This window comes from Streptomyces sp. CB02009, assembly GCF_001905825.1.
Taxonomy (GTDB): Bacteria; Actinomycetota; Actinomycetes; order Streptomycetales; family Streptomycetaceae; genus Streptomyces.
Genome location: NZ_LIVV01000001.1, coordinates 885634 through 904877, shown reverse-complemented (window position 1 = coordinate 904877; position 19244 = coordinate 885634). Strand labels below are relative to the sequence as shown.

16 protein-coding genes are annotated in these 19244 nt (G+C 70.0%); 9 read left to right on the top strand and 7 right to left on the bottom strand.

Annotation, left to right across the window (positions count from 1 at the left end; translation table 11 throughout):
- Window positions 1-4 precede the first annotated feature (4 nt).
- A complete protein-coding gene (locus tag AMK27_RS04005; RefSeq protein WP_073902602.1) occupies window positions 5-1264 on the bottom strand; it encodes a GNAT family N-acetyltransferase in 1260 nt (419 codons plus the stop codon).
- Window positions 1265-1294: 30 nt separating this feature from the next.
- On the bottom strand, window positions 1295-2545 hold the full coding sequence (arsL, locus tag AMK27_RS04000; protein ID WP_073902601.1) for an arsinothricin biosynthesis radical SAM protein ArsL: 1251 nt from the start codon (window positions 2543-2545) through the stop codon (window positions 1295-1297).
- 865 nt (window positions 2546-3410) lie between these two features.
- Here arsL and AMK27_RS03995 point away from each other — a divergent pair.
- From AMK27_RS03995 to AMK27_RS03960, 8 genes are all read left to right on the top strand, one after another.
- Window positions 3411-4331 carry a phosphate ABC transporter substrate-binding protein gene (locus AMK27_RS03995; protein ID WP_073902600.1) on the top strand — a complete coding sequence of 307 codons (921 nt, stop codon included), beginning with the start codon at window positions 3411-3413 and terminating at the stop codon, window positions 4329-4331.
- Between the two features lie 2 nt (window positions 4332-4333).
- Window positions 4334-6166 carry a phosphate ABC transporter permease subunit PstC gene (gene pstC / locus AMK27_RS03990; protein ID WP_079188178.1) on the top strand — a complete coding sequence of 611 codons (1833 nt, stop codon included), beginning with the start codon at window positions 4334-4336 and terminating at the stop codon, window positions 6164-6166.
- The gene (locus AMK27_RS03985) at window positions 6154-6888 is read left to right on the top strand and encodes an ATP-binding cassette domain-containing protein (protein WP_338014281.1); all 735 of its coding nucleotides are present in this window, start codon (window positions 6154-6156) and stop codon (window positions 6886-6888) included. The genes pstC and AMK27_RS03985 overlap by 13 nt, the downstream gene beginning before the upstream one ends.
- Window positions 6889-7207: 319 nt before the next feature.
- Window positions 7208-7684: a hemerythrin domain-containing protein gene (locus AMK27_RS03980; RefSeq protein ID WP_073902598.1), complete on the top strand. Its 477-nt coding sequence runs from the start codon at window positions 7208-7210 to the stop codon at window positions 7682-7684.
- Window positions 7685-7818: 134 nt separating this feature from the next.
- Window positions 7819-8136: a hypothetical protein gene (locus AMK27_RS03975; RefSeq protein ID WP_079188263.1), complete on the top strand. Its 318-nt coding sequence runs from the start codon at window positions 7819-7821 to the stop codon at window positions 8134-8136.
- Window positions 8137-8217: 81 nt separating this feature from the next.
- Window positions 8218-8913: a DUF6766 family protein gene (locus AMK27_RS03970; protein ID WP_073902597.1), complete on the top strand. Its 696-nt coding sequence runs from the start codon at window positions 8218-8220 to the stop codon at window positions 8911-8913.
- Window positions 8914-9034: 121 nt separating this feature from the next.
- Window positions 9035-10066: a YihY/virulence factor BrkB family protein gene (locus tag AMK27_RS03965; protein ID WP_073902596.1), complete on the top strand. Its 1032-nt coding sequence runs from the start codon at window positions 9035-9037 to the stop codon at window positions 10064-10066.
- An 88-nt stretch (window positions 10067-10154) separates the two neighbouring features.
- Window positions 10155-10652 (top strand): phosphatase PAP2 family protein, encoded by a 498-nt coding sequence (locus AMK27_RS03960; protein ID WP_079188177.1) that lies wholly within the window; start codon window positions 10155-10157, stop codon window positions 10650-10652.
- Window positions 10653-10772: 120 nt separating this feature from the next.
- Here the strand turns inward: AMK27_RS03960 and AMK27_RS03955 are convergent, their stop codons facing one another.
- Window positions 10773-11666, bottom strand: coding sequence for a magnesium and cobalt transport protein CorA (locus AMK27_RS03955; RefSeq protein WP_241847293.1), 894 nt, complete (start codon window positions 11664-11666; stop codon window positions 10773-10775).
- Window positions 11667-11891: 225 nt separating this feature from the next.
- Between AMK27_RS03955 and AMK27_RS03950 the strand changes: the two genes are divergently transcribed.
- Window positions 11892-12299 carry a DUF1622 domain-containing protein gene (locus tag AMK27_RS03950; protein WP_073902593.1) on the top strand — a complete coding sequence of 136 codons (408 nt, stop codon included), beginning with the start codon at window positions 11892-11894 and terminating at the stop codon, window positions 12297-12299.
- Window positions 12300-12535: 236 nt separating this feature from the next.
- Here the strand turns inward: AMK27_RS03950 and AMK27_RS03945 are convergent, their stop codons facing one another.
- The 4 genes from AMK27_RS03945 to AMK27_RS03930 form a co-directional block, all read right to left on the bottom strand.
- Complete coding sequence (locus AMK27_RS03945; protein WP_073902592.1) at window positions 12536-13090, bottom strand: cysteine hydrolase family protein; 555 nt, start codon at window positions 13088-13090, stop codon at window positions 12536-12538.
- A gap of 251 nt (window positions 13091-13341) precedes the next feature.
- On the bottom strand, window positions 13342-15558 hold the full coding sequence (gene tkt, locus AMK27_RS03940) for a transketolase (RefSeq protein ID WP_073902591.1): 2217 nt from the start codon (window positions 15556-15558) through the stop codon (window positions 13342-13344).
- Between the two features lie 109 nt (window positions 15559-15667).
- A complete protein-coding gene (gene tal / locus AMK27_RS03935) occupies window positions 15668-17308 on the bottom strand; it encodes a transaldolase (RefSeq protein WP_073902590.1) in 1641 nt (546 codons plus the stop codon).
- A gap of 763 nt (window positions 17309-18071) precedes the next feature.
- Entirely contained in the window at window positions 18072-19193 is a 1122-nt protein-coding gene (locus AMK27_RS03930) for a hypothetical protein (RefSeq protein WP_073902589.1), read from the bottom strand.
- Between the last annotated feature and the right edge of the window lie 51 nt (window positions 19194-19244).

Genomic DNA, 19244 nt, shown 5'->3' with positions numbered 1-19244 from the left:
GGGGTCAGCCGCAGCAGCTGTCGCCGGAGCCGCCCAGGAGGGGCAGGTTCGCGGGCTGGGCCGGGGCGGGGGACGCGGCACCGAACGCGACGCGTCTGCTGTTGCCGAAGGCGTCGAGCCAGGCGCTCGCCTGCGGCCGCAGCGCCGGGTCGGAGAGCAGCATCGACGTACGGACTTCGCGCGGGGTGCAGCCGCGCAGGGCCTTCGCCTGGTGGGCTCCGGCGCCGAACTCGACGGTGCGAAGCCCCTCGGCGTAGGCGTCGCGGACGGGCGCGTCCAGGACGAGGGCGAAGTAGATGCCGCTGCGCTCGCCGATCGCGGCGTAGTCGAAGCCGGCCCACTTCGGGAAGAGGCGGTGGTTCTTGCGGATGGTGACGCAGGTGGCGACCAGCCCGCCGTCCTTGTAGCCGAGGTAGGCGCGGACGTCCGCTCCCTCGTCGATGAGCGCGGAGAGGATGCCGATGATGTGCTCGGGCTCCTCGCCGGCCCCGTTCTTCTCCCTGTTGAGGCAGGTGAGTTCGGCGATGCGGGCGACGTAGGGCCGGATGTCGGTGCCGTCGACACGCTCGATGGTCACGCCGGCGGCCTCGGCACGGCGGACATCGCCCTTGATGCGCTGACGCTTCTTCAGCGGCAGGGCGGCGAGGTGCCCTTCCCAGTTCGGCGCGTCGAGGCTCATGAAGTCCTCGTAGCCCCAGAAGGTGGTGGACGCGCCGGCGGCGTCGAGCCCGTCGACGAGGGCGTCGTTGCCGCGGCGGCTGGGTATCCAGGGGGCGACGATGCAGCGGATGCCCGCCTCGAACGCGGCGGGCACGAGCTTCTCGACGATGGACCCCATCAGGGTGGGAGTCCAGAAGTTGTAGGCGACCTCGGTGCGGTAGCCCAGCGGGGAGCCGAGCAGGAGCGTCGGGAAGAACGGCTCGGTCCCCAGGGCGTCGACCTCGGCGCTGCGCGCGGCGTCGGTCTCGGCGCCGCAGCACACCTCTTCACCGGAGGGCGCCTGCCATCCGAGGTAGGTGCGCGGCTCGTGGTCGACGACCGGCGGGGCGGTGAGGATGTAGCCGGGGAGGAGGGCCAGCTCGCCGCGGGCGCGGTGGGCGAGGGTGTGCCAGGGCTGGACGTCGGGGAGTACCTTCTCCGTGGCGCGGAGCCAGGTGGGTCCGAGGTACGGCCACGAGTCGGTGAGGCCGGCGAGCTCGCCGGTCCAGTCCATGTCCGGGAGGGCCTGGCCGGTGGAGATGACGACGCGGGGTGATCCACCCATGTCAGTGTCCTTTTCTTGTGAGCGGGTGGGTCAGCACTTCACGCAGCAACGGATCTTGCCCGCGTCCTCGGCGTCGGTGCGGCGCTCCTGCCAGAGTTCCTCGACGCGCTTGTCGGGGTGGGTCCACTCCACCCAGAAGCCGCGGTCGACGGTGGCGATGTCCTCCATCCAGGGCGAGGAGAGCAGTGGGGAGCCCTTGAACAGCAGCAGTCGGGTCTGCAGGGCGGTGGGGTCGGTGACCCGGGCGAGGCCCGTCTCGACCAGCCAGTCCTCGAAGCCGAGGAGCTCCTCGTACTCGATCCACGGGGTGAACGGGATGAACGTCGGGTAGAGCTCGAAGCCGATCCGCTCGGCCTCGTCGACCGCCTCGCGCATGTGGTCGACGTCGATGTGCTTGTCGAAGATGCGCAGGATGCGGTTGGAGGGGAACTCGAGGGCGCAGGTGACGCGGCGCAGCCCGAGCGAGACGAGCTTCTCCAGTTCCTTGGTGTAGTCGAGGACGTGGTCGACGCGGGTGGTGAACTCGAACGTGATGGGGCCGATGGCCTCGACGAGCCGCTCGACCACACCGATGCCGATGGTGCGGGAGTTGAAGAACTCGGCGTCGATGAAGCAGAAGTGCCGGACTCCCTCTTCGGCCAGCTGCAGGGCGTCGGCAAGGACGCTGTCGGCGTCGTAGGCGGCGACACCGCCGTCGTACGCGCCGTAGACGGAGCAGTACGTGCACTTGTGGTGGCAGCCGCGGGACGCCTCGATGTTGCCCATCAGGCCGAACGGCGAGTGATGCGCCGGGTAGTGCACGAGGGAGGGGAAGAGGTCCCGGGCGGGCTTGGTGACCGAGATGCGCCGGCGCGGGGGCTTGGGCCGCATGCCCGTGCGGGTCATCAGGGCGGGCACAGCGTCGAGCGCGATGGTGCCGGCGGCGAGCTGGGCCAGCTCCTCGCTGATGAGTTCGGGCTCCTCCATGATGATGCCGTCGGCGACATCGAGGAACTCGCGGTGGTTCATCTGGGCGTACTGGCCGAAGGTCACGACCGTGGTGCCGTACGCCGCCTTCACCCTGCGCGCCAGGGCGATCCCCCGCTCGAGACCCTCGAACTGCTGGACCGAGACGAGCGTGAGGTCGAAGGGGCCTTCCGGAATGGCGTCGGGAAGCAGGTGCGCGTCCCAGCCGACGACGTCGGCGCCGTGCTGCTGTAGAGCGGCGGCCGCACAAGCGGACGTCAGGGGCTGGAGCTCCGCTTCGAACGCGGAGGCAACCAGAACACGGGGACTACTCACACTTCCCCCCAGGGAGTGATCAAGGAGCGTGACGAATCGAGTGGGGGCCGGGTCAGAGCCCAGATCGGTAACGACGCTGTCGACCGACGGCCGGAACCCTGCCAGCGTTGAGCGATGTATGTCAATAGATCGATGAATGACTGAAAGACCATCTCTCCGACCCCCCGTGGCCACAGAGCACCGCTGCCCCGATTCGCCCTCGTCTGTAGCTGGTTGCGAAGAGAGGTCACGCGCTTGAATCCGGTTGTTCACACAGCTTGAAGCTGCACGGAGCGAGAGTGTCGACCAGCAGCCCAAGCGCCTTCGGAATTCGCGGCCGACCTCCGGCAGCTCACCCGCCGCCCCGGCGGGTGACTCAAATTCAATCGCTGATCATCGATGATTTAGCCCCTCAAGATCTCGCCAGGGCGACTCGGAGGCGGTAGCGTTCGCCCACGGCATCGCGGTCCGCACCCGGGGTCAGCGGGTGAACGGGTACCGATGTCTTGATGCTTCAGCCCTGTCAATGGGGAGTGGGCCGAGCATCATCGCTCAGGTCGCCGGCGTCCTACGGCAGCCCAAGGGGCCTGAGCGAGTTCAACGGGGAACGCGGTAGGGACCGCAAGGACACCCCACTGCGTGTCACCGGCGTCACCGGCAGCCATCACTCGCATCCTCGGCGTCCCGTGCCGCACCTGCGGAGCACCTGCAGGCTCGCCTGGTGCCCGCCCGCCTCGTCCACGCGGCGGCATGCCACCGGCAGTCACGGCTGCGCCCCTTCTACGTCCCAACCCCAGACCTGCCTGTTCCGTGGGGCCCTGGCCGAGGCGATCCGCCGACGACTTGCCCCCACTTCCACTCCTTCCATCACCGCAAAGGCACCGCCATGTCTTTCACGTCCACCGACATCCGCAGCAGAGCATTGCGCCTCACCGGACTGCATGTCCGCCAGAGCGCCTCTGCCGCTTCCGCCGCCCTCCTCCTCTCAGCCGCCCTGACCGGCTGCGCCGGTTCAGCGAAGGCCGACTCGGACGCCATCCAGGCCAGCGGCTCCACCACCGTGGCTCCGGTCGCCTCCGACGCCGCCGAGGCCCTGAAGACCAAGGGCCTGAACATCACCGTCGCCACCCAGGGCGGCTCCGCCGGCGGCATCTCCCAGCTCGGGACCGGCCAGATCAACATCGCCCTCAGCTCCAAGCCCTTGTCCGAGAAGGACCAGAAGGCTTATCCCGACACGGACTTCGTCACCACACAGATCGGCGCGGACGCCGTCGGCGTCATCATCACGAAGGAAGTGGCCGACGGCGGGGTCAAGGGCCTGTCCAAGGCGCAGGTGGCGGGCCTGTTCGAGGGGAAGATCACCAACTGGAAGGAGGTCGGCGGTCCCGACCTCCAGGTCTTCGTGTACGACAAGGAGCCCGGCCGCGGCACCCGTGAGGTGCTCGACAAGTTCATCTACGGCAAGGACGAGCCGCCGGCCCCGCCCAAGTCCGCGAACTACGCCATCGTCGGCGGCAACCTGGAGACCCGCAACAAGCTGAAGTCCACCCGCGGTTCCGTCGCCCCGCTGTCGACCGGGTTCATCGACGGTCACCCCGAACTGGTCGCCGTGCCTCTGGAGGGCGTCGCCCCCACACTGGCGAACGTGGCGTCCGGCACGTACCCGATGACCCGTCCGCTGTACATGATCACCAACGGCAAGCCGAAGGGCACCGTCAAGCAGTACATCGACTACATCCTCTCGCCCGAGGGCCAGAAGCTGCTGCCCAAGCACGGCTACCTCACGCGCGAGCAGATGGGCCTCTGACCATGGGTCTCACTCTGGAGCGCCCAACCCAGGCGCCCGGACCCACCCTGCCGCGGCCCTCCTCCGGGAGCGGCCGCGGCAGCCGGGCGAGATGGGTCTGGGGCTGGGCGTACAGCGGCATACTGTCCGTGCTGCTCACCCTCGCGGTCCTGCTCGGCTACCTGGTCACGGGCATCGCAAGCGGTACCGTCGACTGGGCGGCCCTGTTCACCTCGTCCACCTGGAATCCGGGGACCCTCGCCTTCGGCGGCCTGGCCATGATCTACGGCTCGGCGGCCGTATGCGTCCTGGCACTGGTGCTCGCCGTCCCGATCGGCTGGTCGGCGGCCGTGGCCCTGTCCGAGTACCTGCCGCCCCGTCTCGCCAAGCCGCTGCGCCTGAGCATCGAACTCCTGGCAGCGGTCCCCTCCATCGTCTACGGCCTGATCGGCATCATGGTGATCCGGCCGTTCGTGGCAGACCTCGGTGACGTGCCGGGTGGCGACAGCCTCCTCGCCGCCGGCATCGTCCTCGCCGTGATGATCATGCCGACGATCGTGGCCGTCAGCGTCGACGCACTGGCCGCCGTGCCCGGCCGGTACCGGGAAGCGGCGTACTCCCTCGGCCTGACCCGCCGCGAGGTCGTCCGGTCCGCCATCCTGCCCCAGGCCCGTTCGGGCATGCGCGCCGGCGTCCTCCTCGGCCTGGCCCGCGCACTGGGTGAGGCCATCGCGGTCTTCATGGTCATCGGCCGCGCCGACGGTCGGTTGCCGGAGTCGCCGGCGGACATCTTCTCCTCCCTCGTACGCCCCGGCCAGACACTCACCACCAAGCTGGCAGGCCCCGAGCCGATGCTGGCGGGCACCTCCGGCCCATACTTCGCAGCACTGTGCGGACTGGGCGTCATCCTGCTGGCCCTGGTCGCCGTCGCCACCGTGTGGGGGACCCGCGGCTCCACGGGACGGACCGCGCGCGCCCCGCGCGCCCGTCGGTCCTCCGCATGGCTGCGCACTCCGAAGGACCGGGTCACCACGGTCGTCCGTCTCGGGGCCCTGTTGCTGCCCGGGGCCCTGCTCGTCGGCATGCTCGGCATCCTGTTGGCCCGCGGCGGCGCCGCACTCAATCCGGTCTTCTGGTTCTCACCTTCCGAGGGCGCGGCAGGTGGCGGCATCCGCGACCAGATCCTCGGTACGCTCCTGCTCCTCGCGACGACGGCGCTGATCGCCCTTCCGCTCGGCTACGGAGCGGGCATCGTGATCGGCACGCGTGCCTCCGCGAAGACCGCCCGCGTCCTGGAGACCCTGACCGTGGCGATCGGCGGGACGCCGACCATCCTGCTGGGCCTCGCGGGGTACGTCCTCTTCTGCACGACCATGGGCTGGGGCCGTTCCTGGCTGGCCGGCGCAGTGGTCCTGGTCCCCGTGGTGGTGCCGGTGGTCGCCCTCACCACCGCGGGGCGGATCCGGGGCATGCCGGCGGAGATCACCGAGGCCGCATTCGCCCTGGGCCTCACCAGCTCCCAGTACGTCCGCTCCGTGGTCATCCCCTACACCTGGCCCGCCACGCTCACCGGCCTGCTGCTCGGCCTGGCCCGCGCGGCAGGCGAGACGGCCCCCTTGATCTTCACCGCCACGGTGTTCTTCGGGGCGCCCGCCCTCCCGACCGGCGTCGTCAACGCTCCGGTCCAGGCGCTGCCCACGCACATCTTCACCCTGTCGCAGGACTCGGGCGCCCCCGAGGCGATCGCCCAGGCATGGGGCAGCGCCCTCGTCCTGGTCCTGATCACCGCGGGCCTGCTCAGCCTGGCGGTCCTCCTGCGCAACCGCTTCGAAGGAGCACGACGATGGACGACGTGACTACAGGCGCCATGACCACGGACAAGGCGGTCGACGGGGCTGTCATCGCGGTCCGTGACCTGCAGATCCTCGACGGCACCAAGCGGCTGGTCGGACCAGTGACGTTCGAGCTGGCCGCCGGATCCACCACGGGCCTGTGCGGCCCGTCGGGCGCCGGCAAGTCCACCGTGCTCCGCGCCCTGGTCGACCTGCTGCCCCACGGGCTCCGCCGTCAGGGCGAGGTCGAGGTCCTCGGGCGTCCGGTCCGCTACGGCAAGGGGGACGCCGATCTGCGCAGCACCGTCGTCCTGGTGCCCCAGACCCCCGTGGTCTTCGGCGGCAGCATCCTGGACAACGCCCTGTTCGGCCTCCGTCATCTGGTGCGGGCGTCCCGGACGGAGATGCACGACCGCGTCGAGCAGGCACTGCGCGAGGCGGGCCTGTGGGGCGAGGTCGCCGACCGGCTGGACACGCCGGCCCAGACGCTGTCGAACGGACAGCGCCAACGGCTGTGCCTGGCCCGGGCCTTGGCCCTCGAACCGGCGGCCCTGCTGCTCGACGAGCCGACAAGCGCCCTGGACGAGCGGAGCCGCGACACGGTCGAGGAGTCCGTGGCCGCCCTGCGGGGCAACCGGACGGTCCTGCTCGTCTCGCACGACCCCGCACAGGTGGAACGGCTCTGCGACCGGACGGTCCGCATCGACCTCGCGAACACCTGCGAGCCGTCCCCGGCCGCGGCCTGATCGCAGTCGAGACGCGCGCAGACGACGGGCTCCTCGTCGTCGACCCCGAGCCCACCGGCAGGGCGTAAGGCGGCCGCTGCTCAGCTGGAACTCCGCCGGGCGGGGCATGCGGGGCAGGCCGGCCGGGGACATTCGGCCGGGAGCCGTGTCGGCAGGTGGCGGCACGGTTCGACGGTTCCGCGCCGCAACAGGGTGGCGGTGGGCCACCAGAAGGGTGAGTTTCCCGAGCCAGGCGCGCACGTCATGGGGGCGCCCGGGTATCGGACAGGCACTGGCACTGCGTGAGCCGTCGCGCTGTCTGTCGATCGAGGAGATTCTGTTGGACGCCATCGTGCTGCTGCGTGAAGACCACAAGACGGTCGAGAAGCTCTTCAAGGCGTTCGAGAAGACCGACGACGAGGACACAGCCGAGCGCCGCCGGATCGCCGACGAGGTGATCGAGGAGCTCACCGTCCACGCCTGGATCGAGGAGCAGCACTTCTACCCCGCCGCCCGCGAGGCCGCCCCCGACACCAAGGACCACGTCCTGGAGAGCATCGAGGAGCACCACACGGTCGTGTGGATGCTGTCCGAGCTCAAGTCCATGGATGCCTCCGACGAGCGGTTCAAGGCCAAGATGAGCGTGCTGATGGAGCAGGTGCGCCACCATGTCGAGGAAGAGGAGCAGGACTGGTTCCCCGATGTGCGCAAGGCCATGGGCCGCAATCGTCTCCAGGAGCTCGGCGCCCAGCTGGAGGACGCCAAGGGACAGGCGCCCCGCGACCCGCTGAAGGTCCCCAGCGCGGCATCGAAGTGACCACCACGATCAGGTCGGGCGGCCCACCGTCCCGGAAGCCGGGGCCGGGCTGGCCCTCGGTGGGGGTGGTGGCTGGGGTCATCCTGGCGGTCGGTGGGTGCGGGGCACCGGGCCCCCGGCAGTCGGACGCGCTCGTGGCCGCCCGGAACTTCCAGACCGCCTTGAGCGAAGCCGGCTTCGGACGGGCCTGCGCCCTGCTGGCGCCGCAGACCCGGCAGGAGGTCGCCTCCGACGTCGGCGACTGCGCGAAGGGACTGGCGCAGGAGCAGATGCCGGTCGCCTCGGGCGATGCTGCGGCTGCCGTCGCGGAGGTGTACGGGCGCCAGGCCGTGGTGCGCCTGCGCGGTTACACCTTGTTCTTGTCGCAGTTCGACGCGGGGTGGAAGGTTGTTGCGGCCGGCTGCACGCCGCGCCCGGATATGCCGTTCGACTGCAAGGTCAAGGGAGGCTGACGTGCGCGGTCTGTTCGTCACCGTCCTGGCCGTCGTCATCGTCGGCCTGGGCTACTTCACCACGATCGGACTGCTGCAGCGATGAGCGCATCACAGGCCCGAGCGGGCGGTTTCTGGCGGGACAACAGCCTCACCCTGGCCTTCGGAGGAGCGTTCCTGGTCGTCCTGGCCTGCCAGGCAATCGCCGGGCGGGCGGAGTTCAACGCGCAGCTCGCCACCGCCGGACTGCAGCAGGTCACCTTCCCCCAGTACCTGACCTCGTCCGACTTCGCAGTCGACGTCACGGAGAACTGGCAGTCGGAGTTCCTGCAGTTCTTCCTCTACATCTTCGGCACCGTCTACCTCCTCCAGCGCGGCTCCCCCGAGTCCAAGGAGCTCCACAAAGCCGGTCCCGAGAGCGATCGCGACCAGCGCGTGGGCGAGCATGCCCGCGAGGACTCGCCCCGCTGGGCCGGCACCCGGGACTGGCGCCAGAAGTTGTACTCCCGCTCGCTGGGCATCGTGATGGCGCTGCTGTTCGTACTGTCCTGGCTGGCCCAGTCGATCTCGGGCACCGCCGCCTACAACGCCGAACAACTGCGCGACCTGTCCGAGCCGGTCAGCTGGGCGGCATATCTGGCCTCGTCGGACTTCTGGAGCCGAACCCTGCAGAACTGGCAGTCCGAACTCCTCGCGGTGGCCGCCATGGCCATCCTCTCCGTCTACCTCCGCCAGCGCGGCTCACCCGAATCCAAGCCAGTCGGCGCGCCCCATTCCGCCACGGGTGTCGAAGGCTGACCCAAGACACGTGATCAAGGCTTATGCCTGAGCCGTGGACACCCCCCGCCGTCACCGACTGATCCCTCTTCTCCCCGGGCCTGAGAGGCATGGAAACGGCGGGAGTGGAAAAGCGCCGACTATGGAACGTGCAAGGACGCCGCAACCCGAGGACGGCCGCCGGCCCGCCGAAAAGTCTGCGGGTCCGGACCGGCAGATCGAAGAGCGGGCGCCGGACCGCCTCTCCGAGCTGCCCAAGCGGTCGTGGAAGGCGGTGCTGCGCGGGACCCTCAAGGAGTTCAAGGACGACGAGCTCGCGGACCGCGCGGCCGCGCTGACCTACTACGGGGTGCTAGCCCTTTTCCCCGCGCTGCTGGTCCTGGTGTCGCTGCTCGGCATCGCGGGCGAATCCGCGACCGACCAGGTCCTGGACAACCTGCAGAAGCTCACCCCCGGCGCGGCCCGGGACGTGCTCAGCAATGCGGTGCAGCAGCTCCAGGGCAACGCCGGCATCGGCTCGCTGCTCGCGGTCGTGGGCGTGCTCGTCGCGATCTGGTCGGCCTCCGGATACGTCGCCGCGTTCATCCGCGCATCGAACGCCGTATACGACGTTCCCGAAGGCCGGCCGGTGTGGAAGGTGCTGCCGCTGCGTGTCGGTCTGACCGTGGTGCTGATGATCCTTGCCGTGGCCAGTGCGCTGATCGTGGTGCTCACCGGCAGCCTGGCCCGGCAGGCGGGCTCGGCGCTGGGAGTGGGTGATACCGCGATGACGGTGTGGTCCATCGCGAAGTGGCCGGTCCTGCTGGTCCTGGTGACGCTCATGATCGCGCTGCTGTACTGGGCGGCGCCGAACGCGAAGGGCCGCGGCGTCCGCTGGGTCACCCCGGGCAGCTTCCTGGCGTTGGTGATCTGGATGATCGCCTCGGCCGGGTTCGCGCTCTACGTCGCGAACTTCGGCTCGTACAACAAGACGTACGGCACCCTCGCGGGCGTGGTCATCTTCCTGGTGTGGTTGTGGATCACCAACCTCGCCGTCCTGCTGGGCCTGGAGTTCGACGCCGAGCTGGTCCGCCAGCGTGCGATCGCCGGTGGGCAGGCCGAGGACGAGGAGCCGTACGTCGAGCCCCGCGACACCCGGGCGTGGAGTGACGAAGACCGTCGCCAGATGGAATAAGCGGCGCTCGTGGCGCTGGGAGGAGCGGACGACGCACATGAGGGTGCTGGCGGGGCTACAGAGGCGCGATCACCAGTTGACCCGGCGCATGGCGTCCTGGAACTCCCCGGCGGCACGCGGCCTGCTGCCGGCCGTGGAGGAAGCGGCCGAGCACACCAAGCTGTGGTGGGCCGCCGCCCTGGTCATGGCCGTGACGGGAGGCCGGCGGGGCCGCAGCGCCGCAGCCTCCGGGGTGCTGGCCATGGCGGTGGCCGAGCTGTTGTCGAACGGGGTCGCCAAGCAGCTGGTCCAGCGGCGCCGGCCGCCCGCCCAGTGGATTCCGCACGGCGACGTCGATGACCGCCCCGACAGCTCGTCCTTCCCCTCCGGGCACACCGCCGCCGCCGTGGCCTTCACCGCCGCGACTGCGGCCGCGTGGCCATGGGGCGGGGCCGCGTGCGCGGTCCCGACGGTGCTGGTGGCCGTCGAGCGGGTCCACAGCGGCGCCCACTACCCCTCCGACGTGGCGGCCGGCGCCGTGATCGGCGGCGTGTCCACGGCCCTGGTCCGTCTGACGCCACGCCTCCTGCTCCGGTGTCGGCGATGACGGCGGGGGGGGGTGACCGTCGCCCGGCGGGGCCATGCGCGCCCTGGAAGTCGTAGGCGGGCGCCGCGCGGCCGCCGCCGGCGCCGGGTTGACCGCAGCACGGCGGAAACGGGCGAGCCCTTACAGCCAGCCGTTGCGGCGGAAGGCGCGGTAGAGGGCACCCGAGGCGAGGGCCATGAGCGCCACTGCCAGTGGGTAGCCGTAGGTCCAGCCGAGTTCCGGCATGTGCTCGAAGTTCATCCCGTAAACGCCGGCGACCATCGTGGGGATCGCGAAGATCGCCGCCCAGGCGGAGATGCGCCGCATGTCGTCGTTCTGCCAGGTGCCCACGCGGGCCTGTTGCGCGCCGAGGACGGAGTCAAGGAGCTCGTCCAGGGTGCGGACCTCGATGTCGGTGCGGTGCAGGTGGTCGACGACATCACGCATGTATGGGTCGATCTCCGACAAGTTGCACTTCGCGCCAAGGCCGTCCAAAAGGCCGGGGAGGACCAGGACGAGGGGCTGCACGGCGTCACGAAACTCCCGGACCTCCCGCTTAAGGGAGTAGATGCTCTGGGTGTGGTCGACGCGGGAGGTCGAGAACACCTCGTCCTCCAGCCGGTCGAGCGTGGCCCGCACCCTCCGGGCGGCGTCGCTGTACGCGTCCACGGCGACGTCGAGCACGGCATGCAGCACAGCCCAGGTGCCCAGACGCAGCGTCTGCGGAACGGCGTCCAGTCGGCGCGCGGCCTCGGTGCACGGGTCGATCGAGCCGTGGCTGACGGTGAGAACGCTGCGCGGACCCACGAAGATCATGATGTCCCCGGTCTCGACAGCCGCGTCTTCCTCCACGTATCGCAGCGACTTCAGCGCCACGGCCAGGACGTCGCCGAACCGCTCACGCTTGGGGCGCTGCCGCCCGTGGAGTGCGTCCTCGACGGCCAGCGGGTGCAGTCCGAGTTCCCCGGCGAGCTGGACCAGTTCGCTCTCCGAGGGGTCTGCCAGCCGGACCCAGGCGAACGTGCCGTCGTCCAAGTCCCGCAACCTCTTGAGTATCGAACGACAGGTGTCGTCCGGCAGCTCGCATTCCACACGCTCCGACCGGCCTGAGTCCTGCTCGTAAATGACGCATTCCATCCCTTCCACATGCTTCGGCGCCTGCGCTTCATGCCTCCGGCGTCGAAGTTCGTCCAGTTCTTTGCGTGAGGCGGAAGGCACCGGGTGTATGCGGGTGAAGCGGGTACACGCAGCTCCATGAACATGTCAGGGGAGCTGGTGAACGTGGCCAGAGTGCGGCAACTGATCGGGGGGCTGGTGCACCTCATCGAGGCGGGCGGGGCGCTGATCATCTTCGTCGGCGCCGTCTGGGCCTTCGCCCGGTTCGCCACGACCGGGCTGCGCAGGCGTTCCCTGATCGGCGAGTTCAACAAGATCCGCCTCAGCCTGGGCCGTTTCCTCGTCCTGGGGCTGGAGTTTCAGCTGGCGGGCGACGTCCTGCGTACGGCGGTCGCTCCCAGCTTCACCGAGATCGGCCAGCTGGCGGCCATCGCTGCCATTCGCACCATCCTCAACTTCTTTCTCACTCGCGAGATCGCGCAGGAACGCGCCGAGGTCGAAGGTGACCGGAAGGAGCTCCTCCCCCAGGCCTCAGCGCCCGTCGGCGTTTGATTGCGCCATCTGGCGTCACGAGCTTGCTGGGGTGATCAGCCATGACCAGATGGGGCGACGCGCGCCGCAGGCGGCGGAAGGACGGAGCAAGCAGAACCGAATGCCTGCGGCGCGCCGTGCGTGGCTGGAGTCGACAACCGCCCGGGCCCGTGGCTCTGGTGCGGCCCGTCACCGAACACGCCCCCGACGGCGCCGACCGGCTCTACCCGGACGGCGTGCGAGCGATAGAGACGCCGTCACTCCGAGCGGACCTCCTGAAAGGTGATCTCGCCGCTCGTACGCAGCTCGGCCGCCATGTTCTGCCGCATCATCCGCAGCGCCGCCTGCGCGAGCCCGGCGTCGATGTGGGCAACCGCGTCTGTGGCCACGACGACGTCGAGATGGCGGATGTGGGCGTCCAGAGCCGAATACAGCACGCACTGCTCGGTCACCTGCCCGCACAACACCACCCGCCCCACATCCAGCTGACCCAGCAGGTAGGCCAGAGGCGTCTCGTAGAAGACCGAGTGCCGGGCCTTGACGACGAACAGAGCTTCCTCGTCCGGCGCGATCGGCTCCACGAGGTCGGCGAAAGGGCCGGCGAGGGCCGCTTGAAGGATCTCACCGTGGTGGGATCGCCAGCGGCCGAAGTTGTCGTTCACGTAGACCACCGGTGCCTCCGCGGCCCGGGCCCGCTCCAGAAGGGCGTTCACACCCGGCAGCGCCGTACGGACGGAGCGCGCCAGCACCCCGGCATCATCGTGCTCGTAGGTGTTCAGCATGTCGATCACGATGAGTGCCTGACGACCCACGAGTCCGCTTCCTTCCCGTACCGTCCTGCCATCGTGCTCCAGACACGGACCGACCACGAGTCGGCGGAGGAGAAGTCGGCCGGACAGACACCGCGCACCGGGCAGCCCGCCGCATCGCAGCCCCGCTCCGGCCGGCCGCGACGGCCCCCTGGCGGGTGGGCGCTGGGCGGCACGCCGGGTGGGGGCCGGGCGGCACGCCTGGGCTCTGCAGCTGGGGCGGTCACCGCGTTCGAAACGGTGGCTGCAGTCGGTCAGGGGCGGTCGCCGGTGCCCCCACTGGTGGGGGTGGATGCCTGCTGTCGTCCACCCGGCCGCGGCGCACGTCGTGTGTCGGCGATGCTGTCCCGGGCGGCCTGGGCGACGGCCGCGGGGGTGATGCCGAACTCGTCGTAGAGGCGCTGGTACGCGGCGGAGGCGCCGTAGTGTTCCAGGCTGACGATGCGGCCGGCATCGCCGACCATCTCGCGCCAGCTCTGACCGACGGCCGCCTCGACGCTGACCCGGGCACGCACGTCGGGAGGCAGGACATGGTCCCGGTAGTCCTCGGGCTGTTCGGCGAACCACTCACGGCACGGCATCGACACCACCCGCACCGACAGGCCGTCCTCCGCAAGCAGATCGGCCGCGTCCAGGCAGATGTGCACTTCGGAGCCGGTGGCCATCAGGATGACCTCCGGTGTGGCGTCGTCGTCCGCGCCGGTCAGGACGTATCCACCGCGACGCGCCCCGGCGGCGGGTGCGTACCGGCCGCTGTCGCGGTCCAGGACGGGGAGGTTCTGCCGGGACAGGACCAGCCCGGCGGGGCGGTCCTGGTGTTCGAGAATGGCCTGCCAGCAGGCGGTGGTCTCGTTGGCGTCGGCGGGGCGTACGACGTCGAGGCCGGGGATGGCGCGCAGGGCGGCGAGATGTTCGACGGGCTGGTGGGTGGGTCCGTCCTCCCCCAGGCCGATGGAGTCGTGGGTCCAGATGTAGGTGGCGGGCAGCCGCATCAGCGCCGCCAGGCGTACTGCGGGGCGCATGTAATCGGAGAAGGTCAGGAACGTGCCGCCGTAGGGGCGGGTCAGGCTCTGCAGCGCGATGCCGTTGAGGATCGCACCCATGGCGTGCTCGCGGATGCCGAAGTGCAGGGTCCGCCCGTAGGGTCCGCCCTTCCACGTCTTGGTCTGCCGGTCGACCGGGATGAAGGAGGGCTCACCGTCCATGGTGGTGTTGTTGCTGCCGGCCAGGTCCGCCGAGCCGCCCCACAGCTCCGGTAGCACCGGGGCGAGCGCGCTGAGCACCGCGCCCGAGGCGGCGCGGGTGGCCATGCCCTTCTCGCCGTCGGCGGGGAAGGAGGGAAGTGCGTCATGCCAGCCGTGGGGCAGTTCCTGCTTCTGCAGCCGGTCGAGCAGCGCGGCCTGTTCCGGATGCTCGCGCTGCCAGGCGGTGAACTGCTCGTCCCACTCGGCGTGGGCCTGTCGCCCTCGGTCGACGGCCTGTCGGGTGTGGGCCAGTACGTGGTCCTCGACGGTGAAGTGCGCTTCGGGATCGAAGCCGAGCAGCCGCTTCGTGGCGGCTACCTCCTCCTCGCCCAGTGCGGCACCGTGCGCCTTGCCGGTGTTCTGCTTGGTCGGGGCCGGCCAGCCGATCACGGTGCGCAGCATGATGAGCGACGGCCGTCCGGTCTCCGCCCTGGCCGCCCGGGTCGCCGCCAGGAGGGCGTCGACGTCCTCGACGTACGTGCCGTCGGCTGTCCAGTCCACGGTCTGCACGTGCCAGCCGTAGGCGGCGAAGCGGGCGGGGACGTCCTCGCTGAAGGAGACGTCGGTGTCGTCCTCGATCGAGATGTTGTTGGAGTCGTAGAAGACGATGAGGTCGCCCAGTTCCTGGTGGCCGGCCAGGGACGCGGCCTCGGCGGTGACGCCCTCCATCAGATCGCCGTCGGACGCCACGACGTAGACGTGGTGGTCGAAGGGGCTGCTGCCCGGTGCGGCATCGGGGTCGAGCAGCCCGCGCTCGCGCCGTGCCGCCATGGCCATGCCGACCGCGCCGGCCAGGCCCTGTCCGAGCGGGCCGGTGGTGATCTCCACGCCGCGGGTATGCCGGTGCTCCGGGTGGCCCGGGGTGGCCGAGCCCCAGGTTCGGTACGCCTCCAGGTCGGACTTCTCCAGTCCGTACCCGGCCAGGTACAGCTGGATGTACAGGGTGAGGCTGGAGTGCCCGCAGGACAGCACGAAGCGGTCCCGGCCCAGCCACTGGTCGTCGGTCGGGTCGTACCGCATGACGTTCTGGAAGAGCAGGTACGCCAGCGGGGCCAGGCTCATGGCGGTCCCGGGATGCCCGTTACCGGCCCGCTGGACCGCATCGGCCGCCAACAGCCGCGCGGTGTCCACCGCGCGCACGTCCACGCCGTCCCACGCGGCACTCTGGGCCACCGGGTACGCCAGGGACCTGGCGCCCTGCGCTTCGCCGGACTGCTCGTTCATCATGCTGTCCCTTCGTCGTGCGCACGGACCGGGCCTACGGGCCGCCCGCTGGTGGATGATGCGCCCCCGCGGCTGAGACGTGGCGCTCTCGCGGGCCCCCTCGTTCGCGCCCTCACGCGGCATTCTCCGCTGATCCCAGCGTTCGGGCTGCCGCTGCGGCGCGCACCTCTTCCAGCGTGGCGCTCTGCTGCGCGGCGCGGGCCAGCAGCGTGTCGAGGACATCCGCGTGGAGCCGGCTGTCTGCAGAGGCCAGGGCGCGCAAGGTGCGCCAACAGGCCGCCTTGCCGTGGACGCCGGTCAGCATCGCTTCCGCCTCCAGGACGTCGCTGAGCGGGGAGCGGGAGAACAGGTGTCCGTTGGTCTTCAGGCGGCCCGCCTTCTCCGCCAGCCAGCCCGCAGCCGTCTTGGACGGGCTGGTGGACACGCCGAGGTCCGCCATGATCCGGGCCAGTGCGGTCCTGTCCTGGTCGATCTGGTCCGCGAGCCCGGCGAGCGTACGGCCGTCCTGCTCGCCCTTGCGGGCGTCCGCGGCCCGCCTGAACAGTTCCAGGCCGCCGGTGGCGGCGGCATAGTGATCGCTTAGGTAGATCGCCAGGAGGTCAGCGCTCTCGGAACCGGCGACCGCCCCATCGGGCTTCGCGCGCAACTCACGGGCCACGGACTCGCCCAGCTCGCTCCAGCTGGCCTCGAACTTGGCCAGCCCCTCGCGCTCCAGTGTGTCGGTGACGTCGCGGAAGTCGACGCCGACCCGCTCCAGTGCGGCGAAGTGATCCTTGGCGGCCGTGAAGTCTTCCACGGTGAGCGGGTGCGCGGGAACGGTTCCGTGGTCGGCGAACGCGGCCAGCGTGCCGCGGGGCATGGTGTTGACCGTGCCTGCGATCACGAGCTCGCTGACGTACATCGTGTCGGGCCGCGCCGGGTCCTTGACGCCGGTGGAGGCCCACAACGGGCGCTGGGTACGGGCACCCGCCGCGGCGAGGCGCTGCCACCTCGGGTCGACGAGGAGTTGTTCGTAAGCCTGGAACGCGAGGCGCGCGTTGGCAACCCCTGCCCTGCCCTTGAGCGCCAGGGCATCCGCCGTACCGACGGCGTCGAGTCGGCGATCGACCTCGACATCCACGCGGGAGACGAAGAACGAGGCCACCGAGTGGATGTCCGCCGGCTCGTAACCGTTGGCCTGAGCCTGCTCCAGGCCTCGCAGGTACGCGTGCGCCACGTCGCGGTAGCGGTCCAGGGAGAAGATCAGCGTGACATTGACACTGATGCCCTCGGCAGTGACCGCGGTGATCGCTTCCAGCCCCGCCCGGGTGGCGGGAATCTTGATGAACAGGTTCGGCTGGTCGACCGTCTCCCAGAGCCTGCGGGCCATGGCAACGGTGGAGTCGACGTCGTGGGCGAGACGGGGGTCGACCTCGATGGACACCCGGCCGTCGATACCCGCACTCCTTTCGTACACGGGGAGCAGTTCCTCACAGGCATCACGGACATCGTCGGTGGTCAAAGCGAAGACCGCGTCGTCGACGCTGCCTCCTGCCTGGCCCAGGCTCCGCAGCTGCTCGTCGTAGCGGTCGCCCTTCGACAGGGCCGAGGCGAAGATCGTGGGATTCGTGGTGACTCCCACGACGTGCTGGTCCGCGATCAGCTTCCTCAGCTCCCGGCCGGCGAGAAGCTCCCGGGACAGATCGTCGAGCCAGACCGACACCCCGGCTGCGGACAGGGCGGCGAGCGGGCTGGTCTGAGCGGAGACAGACATACAAGACCTCCAAAGCGGTACGGCGCCGCACCGGATCGGGGGTCGATTTCGCCTGATGGGCGGACTGCCGACGGCGGCACTCACACGGTGGTTCTCTGGTCGCCTGCCCGGATCACCCGACAACAAGCGCAATATCCCAAAGAACCGGACTTGCGCAGTACAGTCGGCCGGCCGGTCTCCGTCCCCCGCCGGACGGCGGGGGTCTGGCGAGGGACGGTGCGCGGCGCGAGGGGTCACGAAGCGGCATCGGCGCACCGGGCGGGCCTGTGCGTGCGGTCGTCTTTGCCGCTGTCTTCCGGGCCGGGGTCTAGCCGCCTCGGGGGTTCGCGCCGCGGCCTTCCTCGGCTTCGTCCGTGGAGGCTCTACCCGCGTGCGAGCGTGCCTGCAGGCAGGAACAGGACGTCGGCGCCGGCCAGGGTAAGCACCCGCATCGTTCCTTCCTGTACGCCTGTGAGCACGAGTCGGTTTCCGCCGTCTGCGAGTCGAAGGCGCTGGTGGTGGCGTCGGAGCCTTCGTGGGTGGTGAGGATCAGATCGCTCATGGTCCGTCCCTCTCATCAGGGTCGCGCCCGATGCACCCGGGCTGCGGGGTGCCAGGAGCATGACGTGAGGTCACGCACAGACCGACAAGACCACCCGAACCGCGTCCCGGCCCTCTGCTGAGAGCCTGCGCGAGCGGCTCGGGGTCTCCTACCAGACCAAGCTGGTGCCCTGCGGCCCTCCCACACCGGGAGGGAGCGATCCGCGCGCCGCACCTGAGGCTGTCACGCGCTCACGGCGATGATGTGGAGATGGGAGCGGACGTCGGCGATGAGACGGGCAGCGTCCGTAAGCAACGTCCCCTGGATAGTGGGCGCGTCCTGAGCCACCTGGGGTTGCTGAAGATGGCGCAGTTGGTCGCTGGTGACGGCGAAATGTTCCTCCAGGCGCCGGGCGTCGGTCCGTTCGGCCTGCCCTATCTCTTCCAGGACGTCGGACACACGGTGCAGGAACGCCGCGTACTCGGAGCGGAACGACGGCGGCACGGACTGGATGTGTCCGTCGGCCAGAGCGTATTCCAGGGTCCGCGTCATGGATTGCAGGTGGTCCAGTGAGCGTTGAATGATGGTCAGCGCCTCGCGGGCCCGCGGCATGGCTTCATCGCGGGGGTCGACGGTGCGACGGGGATTGAGTAGTGAGTTCTCCGTCTCCGCGTCCACCTCACCGTGCAGGCGGTCGCACGTCGATGCCAGCCGCCGCCATTCTCCCCGCAAGTGTTTCACTGCGTCCACGTCTCCGTCTCCCGTGACCGAGGCGTCGGCGAGCAAGCGCATGTCGGCGGAGACCTCCCGGCCGACGGCGGCGACCGACGCCTGATGGCGGCGGGTGTGCCGGGCGGGGGCGAGGAGAAGATGCGCGCCGATTCCACAGGCGGCTCCGATCGCCACCGATGCGGTGAGGTGGCCGATGTAGGCAAGGCGTCCTCCCCCGGCGGAGAAGGCGAAGAGCCCGACCACGGCGACCTGGGCGCCCTGACTGCCGAAGGGGCGGAATCTGCCGACGGCCAGGCCCAGCAGCACCAGAGAGGCAAACGCCCACCAGTGGATCCCGGCCAGGGCCGCCAGGCCGGCGGCCAGTACGGCGCCCGCGGCCATGGCCATCAGGTACCGGGCGCACTCGCGTACCGACCGGTAGACCGTCGCCTGCAGTACGACCAGAACGGTGAAGGGTGCGAAGGTCGTCACGGGCGCGGGCAGCAGGTGTCGGGCGAGTATCCAGGCCGACGTGGCTGCTCCCACGCTCTTCGCGCCGAGCAGCAGATCGTCCCGCTCCGGTCCGGGAGAACGCAGGCCCCTGCCCACGCGCCCCACCACAGCTGCGATCGCGTTCCCTGCTCTGTGCAGCATGTCTTCCCCCTCTCTCCCACGCCCCGTATCGCGCGGTCAGCGGCACTGTCA

Coding starts and splice junctions, on each gene's coding strand:
- AMK27_RS03950 (WP_073902593.1), top strand. CDS start 11,892: ATGTCAGGGGAGCTGGTGAACGTGGCCAGAGTGCGGCAACTGATCGGG.
- AMK27_RS03960 (WP_079188177.1), top strand. CDS start 10,155: ATGGCGTCCTGGAACTCCCCGGCGGCACGCGGCCTGCTGCCGGCCGTG.
- tkt (WP_073902591.1), bottom strand. CDS start 15,558: ATGATGAACGAGCAGTCCGGCGAAGCGCAGGGCGCCAGGTCCCTGGCG.
- AMK27_RS03965 (WP_073902596.1), top strand. CDS start 9,035: ATGGAACGTGCAAGGACGCCGCAACCCGAGGACGGCCGCCGGCCCGCC.
- AMK27_RS04005 (WP_073902602.1), bottom strand. CDS start 1,264: ATGGGTGGATCACCCCGCGTCGTCATCTCCACCGGCCAGGCCCTCCCG.
- AMK27_RS03995 (WP_073902600.1), top strand. CDS start 3,411: ATGTCTTTCACGTCCACCGACATCCGCAGCAGAGCATTGCGCCTCACC.
- tal (WP_073902590.1), bottom strand. CDS start 17,308: ATGTCTGTCTCCGCTCAGACCAGCCCGCTCGCCGCCCTGTCCGCAGCC.
- AMK27_RS03970 (WP_073902597.1), top strand. CDS start 8,218: ATGAGCGCATCACAGGCCCGAGCGGGCGGTTTCTGGCGGGACAACAGC.
- AMK27_RS03930 (WP_073902589.1), bottom strand. CDS start 19,193: ATGCTGCACAGAGCAGGGAACGCGATCGCAGCTGTGGTGGGGCGCGTG.
- pstC (WP_079188178.1), top strand. CDS start 4,334: ATGGGTCTCACTCTGGAGCGCCCAACCCAGGCGCCCGGACCCACCCTG.
- AMK27_RS03985 (WP_338014281.1), top strand. CDS start 6,154: ATGGACGACGTGACTACAGGCGCCATGACCACGGACAAGGCGGTCGAC.